Here is a 16,243-nt window from a genome sequence, read left to right as displayed (position 1 = left end):
ATTATTTTTTTCCACGGGAAAAAGGAAAAGAAAGCGCCTTTTTGTTTTCAGATTTTTTAACATTTGCCCTCCGGAATACTTCCCACAAAAAGAAAAGGAGCAGTACCGGCATAAAAAAAGCCGATAGAAATCCTGACAAACAAATTCAGGACTGCCATCGGCTTTTTTCAACACAAATTACCGGTTTTCTTCGGCAAAATCGCGTCCGGCTTTCAAAGCCTGGAGGTTCAGATTTACAATCTCTTCTCCTTTTTTACCAAAAAGCTGGCGTACAGCATTCTCCAACGATTCGTACTTCAGTCCGATAAAAGGAGAAGCGGCACCGAGCACTACAATATTGGCCGCTTTTACCGAGCCCTGCGTCTGAGCAATCCGGTCAGCGTCAATGGTAATATAACGGGGAAGTTTTGTAATCTCAGCCAACACTTCTTCCAAAGGAGGATAATCCGGAATATTTTTGAACGGGTTGATGCTGGTAATCAGCCAACCTGTTTCGCGGTTCAGCATATTAAAATAGCGTAATGATTCGAGCGGCTCCACAGCCAGGATCATATCAGCTTTCCCTTCGGGGATCAGATCCGATGCGATCGGATCGGAAGAAATCCGCAAATTCGACTGCACATCACCGCCGCGCTGGCTCATCCCGTGCACTTCAGACTGTTTTAATTGCAAACCTTCTGACAAAGCAGCCATTCCGATAACAGTGGCTATGGTAAGGATTCCTTGTCCGCCCACACCACCAAGGATAATATCTTTTTTCATGGTTTTTTCTTTTTTAATTGTTGACACTTTCTTTGGTCTCTTTCTTCTTAGCATGTTTCAGTTTCATCCGGCGGGCCAGCGTTTGTACACATTCGCGCCGCGGAATAATTACCGAAACCCCTTCATAGGCAAGTTCCTCTTTAAAGACTTTTACATTTTCGTCATGCAGGCGGCGTAAAGGCTTGATGATCCGGATATGTTTTTCATCCACACCAATTCCTTTAATGATACTTTCTAATTTTCCAAGTCCGGCAGAATCTTGTCCGCCGGTCATTCCGGTGGTACTGTTGTCGAGCAACACAACCGTAACAGGGACGTTCCGGTTTACAGCATCCAAAAGTCCGGTCATTCCCGAATGGGTAAAGGTAGAATCACCAATCACCGCCACAGCCGGTACCAGTCCGGCTTCGGCAGCACCCACAGCCATGGTTATGGAAGCACCCATATCCACACAACTGTTGATCGAATTTAACGGTTCAAGGGCACTCAGTGTGTAACATCCAATGTCGGAAAGAACACGTCCGGGGCCGTAGTCTTTCATGGCTTCGTTAAGCGCACCAAACGAATCCCAGTGCGGACATCCGTCGCAAAGCAATGGCGGGCGGCCGCGCAAAACAGAAGGAACAGGATAACCTTCGGCTATTTCTTTTCCCAGTGCTTTTCCCACAATATTGGGATTAAGTTCGCCGGAACGCGGAATGGTTCCGTCCATCCGGCCTTTTACCGGTTTCCCTTCATCCAAAATACCACGGAAAAGTTCTTCTAACACCGGGTAGCCTTCTTCAAGCATAAGAACAGAATCTACCTGATCGTAGAACTCACGAACCAACCGGCGAGAAACCGGATATTGTCCGATTTTTAAAACAGGATAAGGAATTTCTTCTCCCTGATAGTTTTCCATCAGATAATTATAGGCAATACCACAGGCCACAATTCCCATACTTTTGTCTTTTCCGGGAATGAGCTTGTTGTAGCCCGATTTTTCACTTTCTTCCTGGAAAGCAGCCTGTTTCCCCAGCAACACATCATATTGTTTACGGGCAATAGACGGAAGCAAAATAAATTGTTTCAGATCGGAAGGCAGGCTCAGCTCATTTTGCGGATGCATTTCGCCGCGTTTTACTCCCGAACGAGAATGAGACAACCGGGTGGTAATACGAAACAGAACCGGCGTTCCGAATTTTTCCGACAAATCGAAAGCATAACGGGTCATGTCGTAAGCTTCCTGTTGGTTAGAAGGTTCCAACACCGGGATCTGGGCAAACTTTCCGTAAAACCGCGAATCTTGTTCGTTTTGCGACGAGTGCATGGAAGGATCATCGGCCGAAACGACCACCAATCCACCGTGAGCTCCGGTAATGGCCGAATTGATAAATGCATCGGCCGCTACATTTAAACCCACGTGTTTCATACATACCAAGGCACGCTTACCGGCATATGACATACCAATAGCTGTTTCCATGGCTGTTTTTTCATTGGACGACCATTGTGAGGCAATGTGCCGTTCTTTGGCTTCTTTTGAAGCTTGAATATATTCGGTAATTTCGGTGGAAGGAGTACCCGGATATGCAAAAACACCGGAAATTCCGGCATCTACAGCACCCTGGGCAATTGCTTCATCACCAAGTAGCAGTAATTTATCCATTTATTTTTTTGTTTAATTAAGCTTAAAAAAATCGCACGCAAAGGTACCACTTTTCAAACGTTTGTTCCGGGAAAAACCGAAATCTATAATAATTTTAAATTGATTTTCCCGGAAAAATTTTCTCTTACGAATTTCGAAATATTCACATCGAAGCCAAGAGAAAAACACCCCGTATAACATCTGAATACCAGGTGTTTTACAAACAAAACAAGAATAAACAAATTACTGCTCGCCGAAACGGAACAGATGGGTTTCGGTACGATTCCGGTTGGTCAGGTACTGTTCGTATTCGCCTTTAAAACGAATCCGTGTTTCGATGGTTTGAACCATATTGCCACCAAGGCCGATGAACAGTTCACAAGCTTCGCGTACAGCAAAATTTCCGCTTTCATTGCCAGTGATATAATCACACACTTTGTTTGAAACGATATAATCAGTGGTAAGCGGACTTCCTGAACGGTTCACAAGAACAGAAACACCTACTTGGCGGGCCACTTCAATGTCCAAAATATCATCAAAAACAAAAGCCACTTCCTCTTTTTTCAAACCGTAATCATGTAAGATCATCTCAAGAGCCCGGGTTTTATGAATATACTTCATAAAAATCCCGTTTAAATGTTCGCGACGTGCCAGACGCAAAGCCATTTCGTTTTCAGCTCCGGTGATCACAAAAACAGGAAGTATCCGGTGATAACGTAACCAAAAGTCAACCCTGAGCATATTGATTCCCATGGAATCAACTTCAGAAAAAGGACTGCTGCCGGCATCGGTTTTGTAGCCGGCATTAAACACACCGTCCCAATCGAAGATCACCGCTTTTAAGGCGGCAACTTTCTTTTGCAGATCAGTAACAGCGGTGACAAACCGGCCACCGGTCCGGATAAATAAGGCTTCTATATCATTCATGCATTCTGTTTTATGTGGAACCTTATTTTATTTTTCATGTTTTTCGGTAAGCCATTTATCTGTCTGCAAAAAATTTACTGATCGATCCTCTCCTTCTTAATCCAACACTTTAAGCTTCACCAAATCCTGCACATCAAGCATCCCGACCGGTTTTTGATGATCCGTTACAATGATGTTATCGATTTGTTTTTCTTTAAAAATAGCCGTGGCATTTTTCAGCAAGTCATCGGCATCCACCGTAATGGGTTCAAAAAGTTTAAAACTGTCCATGGTTCTGGACAAAATGGATTCGCCTTCGTTTTTCAGATAACGACGCAGATCGCCATCGGTAAAAACACCGGCAATTTTTCCTTTTTCGTCCACAATAGACACAGCGCCGGTTCCTGATTTTGTCATTTCCACAATGGCATCATTTACCGTATTGTTCAAGGTAACAACAGGATTTACACCTTCAGGAATGGCATCTTTTACCCGCATGGTAATTTGCCGGGTGTGCGAAACAAACTGCTCTGTTCCGATAGTGGTAAAGTTATTGGTATTCATTTGTTTCATCACACGCCAGGGAATGGTACAGCAATGCGAACCCAGTTCAAGGGCATTTTTCACATGCTCAGGATGACGTACCGATGAAAACATCAATTTGCTATCGTAACCGTAATGATCAATCACATTGACAATATCTTCCACCAGTTTCAAAGCATCATACCCCTGGTCTTGCATCCTGCCCACGAGTACACATACATAAGTTGCTCCGGCCGACATGGCCATGTAAGCCTGTTGCAGGTTGTAAACCAGATGGATGTTTACCATAATATCTTCGTCGCGCAACATTTTGCAGGCACGGGTCGCTTCCAACGATGCCGGAATTTTAAAAACGGTTTTTTTCTTATCCAGCCCCAAATCGAGCAGGCGGTGTGCCTCGGCAACAATTTCCTCAGCCGTGTCGCCCAGTGCTTCAATCTGCAAAACCGGAACAATTTTTGAAAGTTCAAGAATAGTACCGTCGATATCGGTAATACCGTGCCGGTGCATAAAAGTGGGGGTTGTGGTCAATCCGTCGAGAAAACCGAGTTTAAAGACTTCTTTAATCTCGTTAACATCGGCCGAATCCAGATATAACTCCATCATAATTATCGCTTTTAAGTTATTTTCTATATTTTTTTTCGGTGTAATGAATTTCAATAAGAGGTTTCAGGAATTCTTCAAGCTGGTCAATATCCAATTGGCTGGCAGCATCGCACAAGGCATCACAAGCTTTAGGATGTGCTTCCACAAAAATACCATCAATACCGGCAGCCACACCAGCCCGGGCAATAGGGCCAAGATACTGGCGGGTTCCACCGGCCGGATCGGCACTCGGAATACCGTACCGCCGGATACAATGAGTAATGTCAAATACAACCGGATAACCAATACGGTTCAGCTCATAAAAACTGCGCGGATCCACAATTAAGTCATTGTATCCAAAGGTATAACCACGCTCGGTAAGTATAATATTTTTATTGCCGTAATGTTCAACCTTCTGCACCGGTTTAATCATATTTTCAGGTGCAATAAACTGACCGTGTTTAATATTCACCGGTTTTCCGGTTTTTGCTGCTTCGGTAACCAACGAAGTTTGCATACAAAGGTAAGCCGGAATCTGAATAACATCCAACACTTCGGCTGCCGGTTTTACCTGCGAAAGGTAATGCACATCCGAGAGTACCGGCATATCAAAAGTTGTTTTTATTTTTTCGAGCAGGCGCAAACCTTTTTCCAGCCCGGGCCCTTGATAATACTCCACCGAACTTCGGTTGTCTTTCATAAAAGACGACTTGAAAATCAGCGGCAAATGAAGACGCTCGGCTATTTTTTTTATTCGTTCGGCGGCATCCATCATGATCTTTTCTTCCTCAATAACACAAGGACCACAGATCAGGAAAAGTTCTTTTTCGCCAAAAGTTTTACCTGCAACTTCTATGTTTTTCATACATTTAAAATTTATTTCATCCGCTTCGCTTTTTGCAAACGCTGTTTTTCGTTTACAACCAGCAGAACCGGCTCAACATTTTCTCACTAAAACATCATAACACTCAACACTTTCCGGTTTTTACCAAAGACAAAAAGCCGTTAATAAAAACGGGTGCAAGTTACAACTAAAAACGGTATGTATGAAAATCGGATTTTAAAAGCAGATAATGTCCGTTGGCAAAGACAAATTCTTGTTTTGTTGCTTCAGCAAAAAATCTTGATTTCTTGCCGGAAATCAATTCCGAAGAAAAACTAATTTTAAGCAAATTTTCAACAATGAATTTTCTGGCACACGCCCATCTTTCCGGAGACGACGACAAAATACTAACAGGCAATTTAATAGCCGACGCTGTAAAAGGAAATCAATGGAAAAATTACTCTTCAAAAATCCAAAACGGGATTCTGCTGCACCGGGTTATTGATGATTTTACGGACAAACATCCGCTTGTAAAACAGAGCCGGGTTATTCTGCGTCCTTATTTTGGACTCTATTCCGGTGTTGTTATTGATCTCTATTTCGATCATTTTTTATCGGTTAACTGGTCGGCTTATTCTTCCGGACAACTGGTGGATTTTACCCGGCACATCTACCGGGTATTGGGGAAAAATTTCTTTTTGTTACCTGCCCGCATAAAGCGCATCATCCCTTTTATGATAGCACAGAACTGGCTGCATAGTTATGCTTCACCCGTTGAGCTGGAAAAAATCTTCTATAATATGGATCGTCGAACTGGTTTCCGGTCAGGAATGAAAAATGCCCTTCCTGTTTTACAAGAACACTATGACCAACTTCAGAAAAATTTCAATACTTTTTATCCCTTGTTGGAAAACCGGGTAAAAGAAACCGGCTATACACTCCCTGCCGATTAGTTGGGACGGTTCCACCCGGGAGATTGCTTTTGCGATTTATAATCCTGAGTAAAAGCACATTCAATGCCTTTTTTCCTGATTTTTTTATTATGACCGATTTTGGTTTCGGGAAATTTCCCGTCTTTTTTTAACAAAATCGTGATCGAAAGCGCGGCAAAGGCCAGGCCTGTCAGAATCACAGCCAGAATAATTACTTTCAACATAATATCCTATGAATAAAGAGTTAAAACCAAGCGGCGGCGACCACCATGCCGGCGAAATTCACAAAGGTAAATCCCCTGCCAGGTTCCCGTATTAATCCGGTAATCGGTTACCGGAAGCGTAAGAGAGGTCCCCAACACTGCTGATTTAAAATGCGCCGGCATATCATCGGCACCTTCTAACACATGGGTGTAAAAAGAAGCCCCTTCGGGAGCCATCCGGTTGAGCAGGGTCTCTAAATCGGTACGCACATCCGGATCGGCATTTTCGTTCAACATCAGCGCTGCGGAGGTATGTTTCAGAAAAATGTTAAGCAGTCCGGTCTGGGGCAGCTGGCCCAAAGCATCAAGCACCAGATCATCGATCAAATGAAATCCCCTGGAGAAGGGAGGCAGAAGAATCTCTTTCTGTAGTATCATGTACCGTATAATTTTAGGTCAAAATTAAACATTATTGCCCAATTTTTACAAACATACCGAACCGGTATTTTGTTTTTCAGTTTCCCAACAACAAAATAAAAAACGCACAAAACAATTTCTGTTAAAAAGATACACGAATACTCGTCTGCATTTTTACGCAATCATGCGTTTTTCCGCGCTTTGCTCCACAGAAAAAAAAATAAAAGCCGGATAATAAGTCATTTTGAGCACATTAAAACAAAAACAGGCCTATCCGGCTGAATAAACCGGCAAAATTTCGAATAAAGTTCTTTTAAAAATCAAAAATATTACTTCACTTTGCAAAAAAATTAAAGACGATGAAGATTAAATTTTTTCTCTTGGTGTTGCTGTCGGGAGTACTGCTTTCATGTACTCAGGTTCAACAGCAAAAGCCGACCTATAAACCGGCTGACAATGCGTTGCTTATGGCAACTCTTTACAATTATTACGCTGCCGAATACCAGGCTTTGTGTTATCAGGCCTACAATGTGGCCAAAGAAAGAATAGCCCTTTTGCATAAGGAGTTTCCCCGCAAGAAAAACATGGCAGTAGTAGTGGATATTGATGAAACGGTGTTGAACAATAGTCCGTACCCTGCCCACATCATAGAGAAAAACGGTCATTTCCCTTCGTGTTGGGACACATGGTGTAACCTGGCGGTAGCCCGACCTGTTCCGGGAGCTGTTTCTTTTTTGAAATACGCCGATTCGCTGGGTTTTCATGTTTTTTATGTAACCAACCGCAGCATAAAACTGAAAGCGGCTACGATGAAAAATCTACGCAAATTTGGTTTCCCCCAGGTTACAGATGACCACATGTATATGCGAACAACAACCAGCAATAAAGAGCCGCGTCGTCAAATGATCTCCAAAAAATATGACATTGTTTTGCTGGCCGGAGATAACCTGGGCGATCTGTACGAAGCTTCCGGGAAATATCCGCAACGCAATAAACAAGCAGAAACACTCCGTAAACAATTCGGCGTAAAATATATTGTCCTGCCTAATGCAATGTATGGAAGCTGGGCCTCTGCTTTGGGACTTAATGCCAAAAAAGCTCCGGTTGATTCGTTATTGAAAGTCATGACCAAGCGCTTCGGGAACGCCTGTAAATAGCTGGTCAGTTTCTGCGCTCATATAAACTTTGCTTTCTTTGACCGGTCTTCCCTTCCGGAAGACTTCTTTGGAGAACGTAGCGAAGCTATTTTCAACAAGATTCCCACAGGCCGGCACACGTTGTTCAAAAGGCCATACAAATACTCGTCCGCGTTGTATAAACGCGGACGTATTTCCATAGGAAAGCCTTGAAAAGATCAGGCTAAAGAACGAAGTTTTTGGTATTCTACCCTTTTCAGGCTCGATCCGAAAAGAGAACATTGCTTTGATGTTCTCACTTTAAATAAACGTAACATTATTCCCGTAATTTATCTTTGCAAACCTGGCTGTGTGCAGGTGAACGTTTTCTTTTGAATAACGGAAGGCAAGAGCAGAAAAAATTAAAGCCCCGCTTTCGCAGGGCTTTAACAAAAACTTTATACGCCAACAAAATTTATTTTTTGATGCCGGCGATTTCTTCCAACATATCGGTAGTAAGCGATTTCGGCCGCTCAATGGCATAACCAAGACCACGGTCCCAGGTAATATTGGCCAGTACGCCCATAGCCCTTCCAACACCGAACAATACTGTGTAGAAGTCATATTCGCGCAAGCCGTAGTGCCATTGGATAACACCAGAGTGAGCATCCACATTCGGCCACGGATTTTTGGCTTTACCATGTTCGCGCAAAATATCCGGAACCACATCGTACAGACGCGATACAAATTTAAAGATCGGGTCGTCCGGCAGATGTTTCAGGGCAAACTCACGCTGTGCCATGTAACGCGGGTCGGTTTTACGCAGTACGGCATGTCCGTATCCAGGAATAACCTGACCACTGTTCAGCGTATCCCAAACAAATTTTTTCATTTCTTCTTCTGAAGGCAGTTTGCCGTCCATTTTCTTCATCACACCCTGGATCCATTTCAGCACTTCCTGGTTAGCCAAACCGTGCAACGGACCGGCAAGACCGTCTAAACCGGCAGATAATGAATAATAGGCATCCGACAAAGCCGAAGCCACCAAATGGGTAGCATGAGCCGAAACGTTTCCGGATTCGTGGTCGGAGTGAATAATGAAATACATACGGGCTACATCATCGTAAGGCTCAGGCAATCCCATCATATGGGCAAAGTTGCCACCCAAATCCAAATCAGGATCAGCCGGAATATGTACATCACCTTTATATTTCATGCGGTAAATATAAGCCGCAATAATCGGCAGCCGGGCAATAATGTCAGTAGCATCTTCGTACATGGGTTCCCATGCCGTCATTTTGTTGAAACCTTCGGCATAGAATTTGGCAAATTTCGATTCGCGTTGCATGGACAAAACAGCTGCCGAGAACATGGTCATCGGATGTGTATCGCGCGGCATAGCTCTCAGAATATCAAAAACATACTGCGGAACGGTCCTTCTTTGTTTGAACTCTTCCACAATCTCTTTGGTTTCTTCCAATGTAGGAACATCACCGGTAAGCAGGTAATACCAAAAAGCTTCCACGTAAGGATAATCTTTTCCTTCAGGTTTAGGAATCACTTCCATCACTTCGGGGATCGTTCTTCCGCGAAAACGGATTCCTTCGTAAGGGTCAAGATAGGAAATATCGGTTGTCAGGCCCTTCACCCCTCTCATTCCGTTAATTGTCTGAGAGATGGTTACTTCACCCACTTTCACATCACCGTATTCTTTCAGAAGACGGGTTGTTCTCGGTCTGTGGGCTTCAATTTTTTCTCTTAACTTTTCTTTTAAAGTTGCCATAAGTTTAAAATTTTTTATTCAGCCTAAGCTAAATTATTGAACTAACATTTTTTATAAAAAGATATGCCCTTCATTCTCCACTACGGGCCTATCTAAACATGCCTCAAAGATACGACAAAATACCCCCGGATATTTACATCATATCGAGTCCCGGGCTATATTTTTATGTGTTCTAAATTGCAAAACCGGCTTCAAACACAAATTATTTCATGTGATTTCCAAGCGGTTAATTCATAAAGAGAAAATATCCGGCATTTCACCATGGTCCTTTCACTCCGGGTGTTTTCCGCCAATCAACAAGACCAACTTTTCCTTGTCAAAACATTCCCCGAAAAATAAAAAATCCATACATCCTTAAAAAGTAAGAAACAATATGAATAACAAAAACAGGTTGTTATTTCAAGAATTTACTGCAATTTTGCAAATGGAACGATGACATGATATTTTTGCTGTTTATCGAACATATTTTTAACCTTTAATAAGCGTACAATGAAAGATAAATCATTAAAAATCAATTGGACAAAAGTAGATGAAGCACCCGCATTGGCCAGTTATTCCTTTTTGCCTATTGCAAAAGCTTTTACAAAATCCTCGGGAGTGGAAATTGTAACCAGCAACATTTCGCTGGCCGGCAGAATCTTGGCCAGCTTTCCGGATTACCTGAAAGAAGACCAAAGAATTGAAGACGACCTTGCCCGCTTAGGCGAGTTGGTTCTTCAACCGGATGCCAATGTAATTAAACTCCCCAATATCAGTGCTTCGGTTCCTCAGCTGAAAGATGCCATTAAAGAGCTGCAAAGCAAAGGCTATGCTGTTCCTGATTATCCCGAAGAACCCAAAACAGAAGAAGAACAAAAACTTGCTGAACGCTACTCAAAAGTTTTGGGAAGCGCTGTAAACCCGGTACTGCGACAGGGTAACTCCGACCGCCGGGCAGCCGATTCCGTAAAAAAGAATGCACAAAAGCATCCGCATAAACTGATGAAACCCTACAGCAGCGACTGCCGAACCCATGTGGCTACCATGCAAGGAGATGATTTCTACGGAAATGAAAAATCGGTGGTTACCGAAAAAGGGGTTCCATTCAAAATTGAACTGGTTGAGCCAAATGGAAACACCATTGTACTGAAAGACGGACTGGAATCAAAAGACGGAGAAGTTCTGGATGGTACTTTCATGAACACAAAAGCCTTACGGACTTTTTATGCTGAACAGATTGAAGATGCCAAAAAACAAAACATTTTGTTTTCGCTTCATCTGAAAGCGACCATGATGAAAGTTTCCGATCCTATTCTGTTCGGTCATGCCGTGGACGTATTCTTCAAAGAAGTTTTTGAAAAATATGCCGAAGAACTTAACTCCATCGGATTCAATCCTAATTTTGGATTGGGCGATCTTTACAAAAAGCTGGAAAAACTTCCTGCCGACAAACAAAATGAAATTAAAGAAGCCATTCAGAATGCCTTTAAAGAAAAACCCGACGTGGCTATGGTAGATTCCGATAACGGCATCACCAACCTGCACGCCCCTAATAAAGTAATTATTGACGCTTCCATGCCGGTAGTTATCCGCGATGGCGGAAAAATGTGGGGTCCTGACGGTCAATTGCACGAAACCAAAGCCGTCATTCCTGACCGCTGTTATTCTACTTTTTATCAGGTGGTGATGGACGACTGCAAAGCCAACGGACAGTTTGATCCGGCTACCATGGGCAGCGTATCTAACGTCGGACTGATGGCCCAAAAGGCCGAAGAGTACGGTTCACATCCCACCACTTTCGAAATTCCTGCCGACGGAACCGTTAAAGTGGTTGACGGCAACGGAAAGGTACTGATGGAACACAACGTGGAAAAAGGTGATGTTTGGAGACTGTCCAGGGTAAAAGACATTCCCATAAAAGACTGGGTAAAACTGGCGGTTAACCGGGCAAAATCAACCGGATATCCGGCTATTTTCTGGTTGGATAAAAACAGAGCCCATGATGCACAAATCATCAAAAAAGTAGAAACCTATCTGAAAGATTACGATCTGAACGGTTTGGATATCCGTATCCTGTCACCCCAGGATGCCATGCGTTTCACTTTGAAAGAAGTACGAAAAGGAAACAATGTTATTTCTGTTTCGGGTAATGTGATCAGAGATTACCTCACCGACCTGTTCCCCATTCTTGAACTGGGAACCAGTGCCCGCATGTTATCCATTATTCCGCTGTTGGCCGGTGGCGGATTGTTCGAAACCGGTGCCGGTGGTTCTGCACCTAAACATGTTCAGCAGTTTTTAAACGAAGGCCATTTAAGATGGGATTCGTTGGGTGAATTTCTGGCTCTGATGGTTTCCCTTGAATTTATGGGTGACAAATATCAGGTAAACCGGCTTAAAGTCCTTTCCAAAGCATTGGATAAAGCCGTGGAAACTTATCTTGAAAACGAAAAATCACCTTCGCGTAAAGCTGGCGAACTCGATAACCGCGGCAGTCATTACTACCTGGCACAATATTGGGCTGTAGCACTGGCAGAACAAGATGATGATAAAGAACTGAAAGCACAGTTTACCGATATAGCCAAACAGCTGACAGAAAATGAAGAAAAAATTCTGAGTGAAATCATGGCTTCTGAAGGCAAACCTACGGATATTGGCGGTTACTACCTGCCAGACGATGCGTTAGCTGAAAAAGCCATGCGTCCCAGTGCCACGTTAAATGCCATCATTGACAACATTTAATGATCTGACTGAAATACAAATTTTAAAAGGCAGCTTTTACCGGCTGCCTTTTTTTTGTGCAGGATCTTTTCTTCAGGAGAAAAGAAACATCATCCGTTTACCGACAAAACAAGGCCAATGACCGATTTTTTGTTTCATCCCCTCCCCGGCCATACTATTTTTGCCATGAATTCAAAATCAATAAAAAATGACACAGAATAAAAAGTTATACAGAACCATCCACAACAAAGTAATTGGTGGCGTTGCCGGCGGCCTGGCCGAGTATTTTGATGTGGATGTGGTGGTTTTCCGGTTATTGTTTGTTTTGCTGGTGCTGTTTGGCGGCGGCGGATTACTGGCTTATATTGTGATGTGGATTGTTATTCCCCCCGGACCTGTGCCTACTGGTTATCAAACCGCTTCGGCACAAACGCCTCCTGCACCGGATCAAAATACCGAAACAAAAAATAATCCGGCAACGCCACCATCAACACCAACGGATTCTCATTCTTCCAAAAATAATGCATCCAATACCGGACTGATTGCCGGAATCCTACTCATTATGATTGGAACCCTTTTACTGATAAACCGTATTATGCCTTGGGTAAATCTTGCCAATTTCTGGCCTGTATTACTGATTATTATCGGCTTCTTTATTATTGACCCGAACATTTTAAAATCAAACAAAAACGAAAAATCATGAAATTTAGAAACGTTTTCTGGGGATTAAGTCTTATTCTGATCGGCACCCTTATGATTGGCCGTAACCTGGGATGGATCAATTTCGACTGGATGAATATTATACGCCTGTGGCCTTTAATCTTCATTTTATGGGGCCTCTCAGTACTTCCCATTCGTGAAAATATCAAAATCGGAATAATGGTAATTTTGCTTGGTGGTGCTACCTGGTTTGTAATGGACTATTCAGGAACCAACCGGTATAATAATCTTGAATTTCTCATCAACAAAAGATTTGACATTGATGACGCTCATTATACCAAGGTAAACCAGGAATTTACGATTCCTTTTTCGGATTCTGTTGAGCAAGCCACACTGAAAATGGATGCAGCAGCCGGTAAGTTTATTTTAAAAGACACTACTTCAAATCTGCTTTATTTTTCACAAAAAGGGCGCTATGCAGGCAGTTACGAATACTTTGACAGCCGCAAAAACCACAAGGCAGTTATCAAAATCCATGAAAAAGAAGACCACGTTTTTCATAATAACAATCATAAGGTTGTCACCATCGAACTCAATCCCAAACCGGTATGGAATATCGACCTGGATGCCGGAGCCAGTGCAGTAAATTATGACCTTTCTCCTTTCAAAGTAAAAAAGCTGGAACTGGACGGAGGCGCCGGTTCATTTAAAATCACCCTGGGAAACCGTTATCCGGATGTAAAAGCTGAAATTAATGCCGGGGCATCATCCATCACAATCCGGATTCCGAGAAACACCGGTTGTGACCTGAAAATAACGGCAGTCCTTTCCGGAAAAAGTTTTCCGGGATTTGAAAAAGCAGAAAATGGTCATTACCAAACCGAAAACTACAATTCAGCCAAAAACAAAATCCATCTGGAAGTGGATGCCGCAGTATCCAGTTTCCATATCGAACGCTATTGATTTCAGAATAATCCGGTTTTACCTATTTTCTCCAACCCGGCAAAATGCCGGGTTTTTTCATGCTTTTTTCCTTCCTTTGCAAAAAATTTTCCCGTCGATTTTAAGAAAAATAAACGGCTTGAACATATGCAGAAAGAAGATATCCGCCCGCCAGTGGCAAAAAAAATTCCCAAAAAGCTTGTTAAACACCGGCATGTACGTATAGATAATTACTACTGGCTCAATGAACGGGATAACCCGGAAGTACTGGATTACCTGAAAGCCGAAAACAAATACACCGAAAAGGTTTTTCAGGAGCCAACAAAAACACAGCAGGAAACCATTTACCATGAAATCATTGGAAGGATTCCGCAAAAAGAGCGTACCGCTCCTTACTTCTGTAACGGATATTGGTATTACACACGCTATGAGAAAGGAAAAGAGTATCCGGTATATTGCCGGAAAAAAGAGAAAAAAAGCGCTCCGGAAGAAGTGATGCTTAATGTAAACGAAATGGCAGAAGGGTTTTCTTATTTCGACATTAACAATTGGGAAGTTAGTCCGGACAACAAGATACTGGCTTATAGTGTGGACGCGGTAAGCCGCCGGCAATACACCCTTCACTTTAAAAATCTGGAAACCGGAGAAATTCTTCCGGACAAAATCCAGAATACTTCCGGAGACATTGCCTGGGCCAACGACAGTAAAACCATTTTTTACGCTCACAAAAACAAAGCATTACGTCCGGACAAAATCTACCGCCATCTTCTGGGAGAAAAAACAGATAACGACAAACTGGTTTTTCATGAACGGGATGCCGCTTTTGAAACCGGTGTATACCTTTGCAAATCGGGCGATTACATCATTATCGCATCCGATTCCACCCTCTCTACCGAATACCGGCTTTTAGATGCCCGAAAACCATTGGGGAAGTTCCAGATTTTTACTCCCCGCAAAAAAGATCTGGAATATGAAATCGCCCGTCAGGGAAACCGGTTTCTTATCCGAACCAACGATAACGCAAAAAACTTCAGGCTGATGGAAGCCCCATTGGACCGAACCAGCCGCGAAAACTGGAAAGAAGTTATTCCTCATCGCGAAGATGTATTTATTGAAGAAGTAGAAGTGTTTGAAAATTTCTTTGTGGTAGCAGAAAGAAAAAACGGGCTCTTGCGTTTCCATGTTTTCAATACAAAAAATCAGTCGGACCATTATATCCATTTCGACGAACCGGATTACTTTATCTATTTCGATGATAATTATGCTTACCGTCAATCGGTTTTGCGATATGGGTTTACGTCATTAAAAACACCGCACACGCTCTTTGATTACAACCTGAAAACACAAAAGCAAAAACAGATCAAACAGCAAAAGGTAAAAGGAGGATATCAGCCGGAAAATTATGAAACCGAACGCATTCATATAAAAGTACGCGACGGAAAACAGGTTCCGGTCAGTTTGGTGTACAAAAAAGGGATTCGAAAAAACGGAACAGCGCCTCTCCTGCTTTATGGCTACGGTTCATACGGACTCAGCATGGAATCGGTTTTTCGTTCTGCCCGTTTAAGTCTTCTTGACAGAGGGTTCATTTTTGCCGTAGCCCACATCCGTGGCGGACAAGAACTCGGACGCTGGTGGTACGAAGAAGGGAAATTGCTGAAAAAGAAAAATACATTCTACGATTTTATAGACTGCGCCCAGGATCTCATCAAACAAAAATATACTTCATCGGATCGCCTTTTTGCCATGGGAGGCAGCGCCGGCGGTTTGCTTATGGGAGTTGTTGCAAATGAAGCTCCCCAATTATTTAAAGGGATTATCGCAGCAGTTCCTTTTGTAGATGTCGTTACCACGATGCTGGACGAAACCATTCCGCTCACCACAGAAGAATATGATGAATGGGGAAATCCAAACGACAAAATCTATTACGAATACATGCTTTCTTATTCTCCTTACGACAATGTACAGCCACAAAACTACCCGGCCATGCTGGTCACTACCGGATTACATGACAGTCAGGTACAATATTGGGAACCGGCCAAATGGGTGGCTAAACTCCGCGAAATGAAAACCGACGATCATTTACTGCTGCTTTGGACCGATATGAATGTGGGGCATGGCGGTGCATCCGGACGTTTTGAACAACACAAGGAAACCGCAATGGAATATGCTTTTTTGATTTATTTGTTGGATCTTTCATCGTCCAAGCGGATGCTTGAACGATGAAAAGGGAAAGGAAAATATTTCT

At 42.9% G+C, this 16,243-nt stretch carries 14 protein-coding genes; 6 read left to right on the top strand and 8 right to left on the bottom strand.

Features of this window, described 5'->3' with window-relative positions; genetic code table 11:
• Positions 1 to 177: 177 nt before the first annotated feature.
• From LA303_RS03520 to kdsA, 5 genes are all read right to left on the bottom strand, one after another.
• On the bottom strand, positions 178 to 762 hold the full coding sequence (locus LA303_RS03520) for an indolepyruvate oxidoreductase subunit beta (RefSeq protein ID WP_240526553.1): 585 nt from the start codon (positions 760 to 762) through the stop codon (positions 178 to 180).
• 13 nt (positions 763 to 775) lie between these two features.
• Positions 776 to 2,407 carry a thiamine pyrophosphate-dependent enzyme gene (locus tag LA303_RS03515; protein ID WP_240526552.1) on the bottom strand — a complete coding sequence of 544 codons (1,632 nt, stop codon included), beginning with the start codon at positions 2,405 to 2,407 and terminating at the stop codon, positions 776 to 778.
• 222 nt (positions 2,408 to 2,629) lie between these two features.
• On the bottom strand, positions 2,630 to 3,313 hold the full coding sequence (locus tag LA303_RS03510; RefSeq protein ID WP_240526551.1) for an HAD family hydrolase: 684 nt from the start codon (positions 3,311 to 3,313) through the stop codon (positions 2,630 to 2,632).
• Positions 3,314 to 3,409: 96 nt separating this feature from the next.
• A complete protein-coding gene (locus LA303_RS03505) occupies positions 3,410 to 4,441 on the bottom strand; it encodes a transaldolase family protein (RefSeq protein ID WP_240526550.1) in 1,032 nt (343 codons plus the stop codon).
• A 16-nt stretch (positions 4,442 to 4,457) separates the two neighbouring features.
• Positions 4,458 to 5,285, bottom strand: coding sequence for a 3-deoxy-8-phosphooctulonate synthase (gene kdsA, locus LA303_RS03500; protein WP_240526549.1), 828 nt, complete (start codon positions 5,283 to 5,285; stop codon positions 4,458 to 4,460).
• Between the two features lie 317 nt (positions 5,286 to 5,602).
• On the opposite strand from kdsA, the gene LA303_RS03495 reads away from it, so the two are divergent.
• Positions 5,603 to 6,196, top strand: coding sequence for an acyl carrier protein phosphodiesterase (locus tag LA303_RS03495; RefSeq protein WP_240526548.1), 594 nt, complete (start codon positions 5,603 to 5,605; stop codon positions 6,194 to 6,196).
• Here the strand turns inward: LA303_RS03495 and LA303_RS03490 are convergent.
• Together LA303_RS03490 and LA303_RS03485 are read right to left on the bottom strand one after the other, a co-directional pair.
• On the bottom strand, positions 6,193 to 6,399 hold the full coding sequence (locus tag LA303_RS03490; RefSeq protein WP_240526547.1) for a hypothetical protein: 207 nt from the start codon (positions 6,397 to 6,399) through the stop codon (positions 6,193 to 6,195). The genes LA303_RS03495 and LA303_RS03490 overlap by 4 nt on opposite strands.
• A gap of 6 nt (positions 6,400 to 6,405) precedes the next feature.
• Entirely contained in the window at positions 6,406 to 6,816 is a 411-nt protein-coding gene (locus LA303_RS03485; protein WP_240526546.1) for a secondary thiamine-phosphate synthase enzyme YjbQ, read from the bottom strand.
• A 338-nt stretch (positions 6,817 to 7,154) separates the two neighbouring features.
• On the opposite strand from LA303_RS03485, the gene LA303_RS03480 reads away from it, so the two are divergent.
• Positions 7,155 to 7,952 carry a 5'-nucleotidase, lipoprotein e(P4) family gene (locus tag LA303_RS03480; protein WP_240526545.1) on the top strand — a complete coding sequence of 266 codons (798 nt, stop codon included), beginning with the start codon at positions 7,155 to 7,157 and terminating at the stop codon, positions 7,950 to 7,952.
• A 433-nt stretch (positions 7,953 to 8,385) separates the two neighbouring features.
• Here the strand turns inward: LA303_RS03480 and LA303_RS03475 are convergent, their stop codons facing one another.
• Positions 8,386 to 9,693 carry a citrate (Si)-synthase gene (locus LA303_RS03475; protein ID WP_240526544.1) on the bottom strand — a complete coding sequence of 436 codons (1,308 nt, stop codon included), beginning with the start codon at positions 9,691 to 9,693 and terminating at the stop codon, positions 8,386 to 8,388.
• Positions 9,694 to 10,182: 489 nt separating this feature from the next.
• On the opposite strand from LA303_RS03475, the gene LA303_RS03470 reads away from it, so the two are divergent.
• The 4 genes from LA303_RS03470 (at position 10,183) to LA303_RS03455 (ending at position 16,221) form a co-directional block, all read left to right on the top strand.
• A complete protein-coding gene (locus LA303_RS03470; protein WP_240526543.1) occupies positions 10,183 to 12,414 on the top strand; it encodes an NADP-dependent isocitrate dehydrogenase in 2,232 nt (743 codons plus the stop codon).
• 187 nt (positions 12,415 to 12,601) lie between these two features.
• On the top strand, positions 12,602 to 13,096 hold the full coding sequence (locus LA303_RS03465) for a PspC domain-containing protein (protein ID WP_240526542.1): 495 nt from the start codon (positions 12,602 to 12,604) through the stop codon (positions 13,094 to 13,096).
• Complete coding sequence (locus LA303_RS03460; RefSeq protein ID WP_240526541.1) at positions 13,093 to 14,016, top strand: LiaI-LiaF-like domain-containing protein; 924 nt, start codon at positions 13,093 to 13,095, stop codon at positions 14,014 to 14,016. The genes LA303_RS03465 and LA303_RS03460 overlap by 4 nt, the downstream gene beginning before the upstream one ends.
• Before the next feature lie 126 nt (positions 14,017 to 14,142).
• The gene (locus LA303_RS03455; protein ID WP_240526540.1) at positions 14,143 to 16,221 is read left to right on the top strand and encodes a S9 family peptidase; all 2,079 of its coding nucleotides are present in this window, start codon (positions 14,143 to 14,145) and stop codon (positions 16,219 to 16,221) included.
• Positions 16,222 to 16,243: the final 22 nt, after the last annotated feature.

Source organism: Candidatus Sulfidibacterium hydrothermale, from assembly GCF_020149915.1.
In the GTDB taxonomy this organism is placed as follows: Bacteria; Bacteroidota; Bacteroidia; order Bacteroidales; family F082; genus Sulfidibacterium; species Sulfidibacterium hydrothermale.
This window is presented reverse-complemented; position numbering and strand designations above follow the sequence as displayed.

Bases quoted from the DNA above. Each gene is read 5' to 3' on its own strand.
- LA303_RS03520 (WP_240526553.1), bottom strand. From the start codon at position 762: ATGAAAAAAGATATTATCCTTGGTGGTGTGGGCGGACAAGGAATCCTT.
- LA303_RS03515 (WP_240526552.1), bottom strand. From the start codon at position 2,407: ATGGATAAATTACTGCTACTTGGTGATGAAGCAATTGCCCAGGGTGCT.
- LA303_RS03510 (WP_240526551.1), bottom strand. From the start codon at position 3,313: ATGAATGATATAGAAGCCTTATTTATCCGGACCGGTGGCCGGTTTGTC.
- LA303_RS03505 (WP_240526550.1), bottom strand. From the start codon at position 4,441: ATGATGGAGTTATATCTGGATTCGGCCGATGTTAACGAGATTAAAGAA.
- kdsA (WP_240526549.1), bottom strand. From the start codon at position 5,285: ATGAAAAACATAGAAGTTGCAGGTAAAACTTTTGGCGAAAAAGAACTT.
- LA303_RS03495 (WP_240526548.1), top strand. From the start codon at position 5,603: ATGAATTTTCTGGCACACGCCCATCTTTCCGGAGACGACGACAAAATA.
- LA303_RS03490 (WP_240526547.1), bottom strand. From the start codon at position 6,399: ATGTTGAAAGTAATTATTCTGGCTGTGATTCTGACAGGCCTGGCCTTT.
- LA303_RS03485 (WP_240526546.1), bottom strand. From the start codon at position 6,816: ATGATACTACAGAAAGAGATTCTTCTGCCTCCCTTCTCCAGGGGATTT.
- LA303_RS03480 (WP_240526545.1), top strand. From the start codon at position 7,155: ATGAAGATTAAATTTTTTCTCTTGGTGTTGCTGTCGGGAGTACTGCTT.
- LA303_RS03475 (WP_240526544.1), bottom strand. From the start codon at position 9,693: ATGGCAACTTTAAAAGAAAAGTTAAGAGAAAAAATTGAAGCCCACAGA.
- LA303_RS03470 (WP_240526543.1), top strand. From the start codon at position 10,183: ATGAAAGATAAATCATTAAAAATCAATTGGACAAAAGTAGATGAAGCA.
- LA303_RS03465 (WP_240526542.1), top strand. From the start codon at position 12,602: ATGACACAGAATAAAAAGTTATACAGAACCATCCACAACAAAGTAATT.
- LA303_RS03460 (WP_240526541.1), top strand. From the start codon at position 13,093: ATGAAATTTAGAAACGTTTTCTGGGGATTAAGTCTTATTCTGATCGGC.
- LA303_RS03455 (WP_240526540.1), top strand. From the start codon at position 14,143: ATGCAGAAAGAAGATATCCGCCCGCCAGTGGCAAAAAAAATTCCCAAA.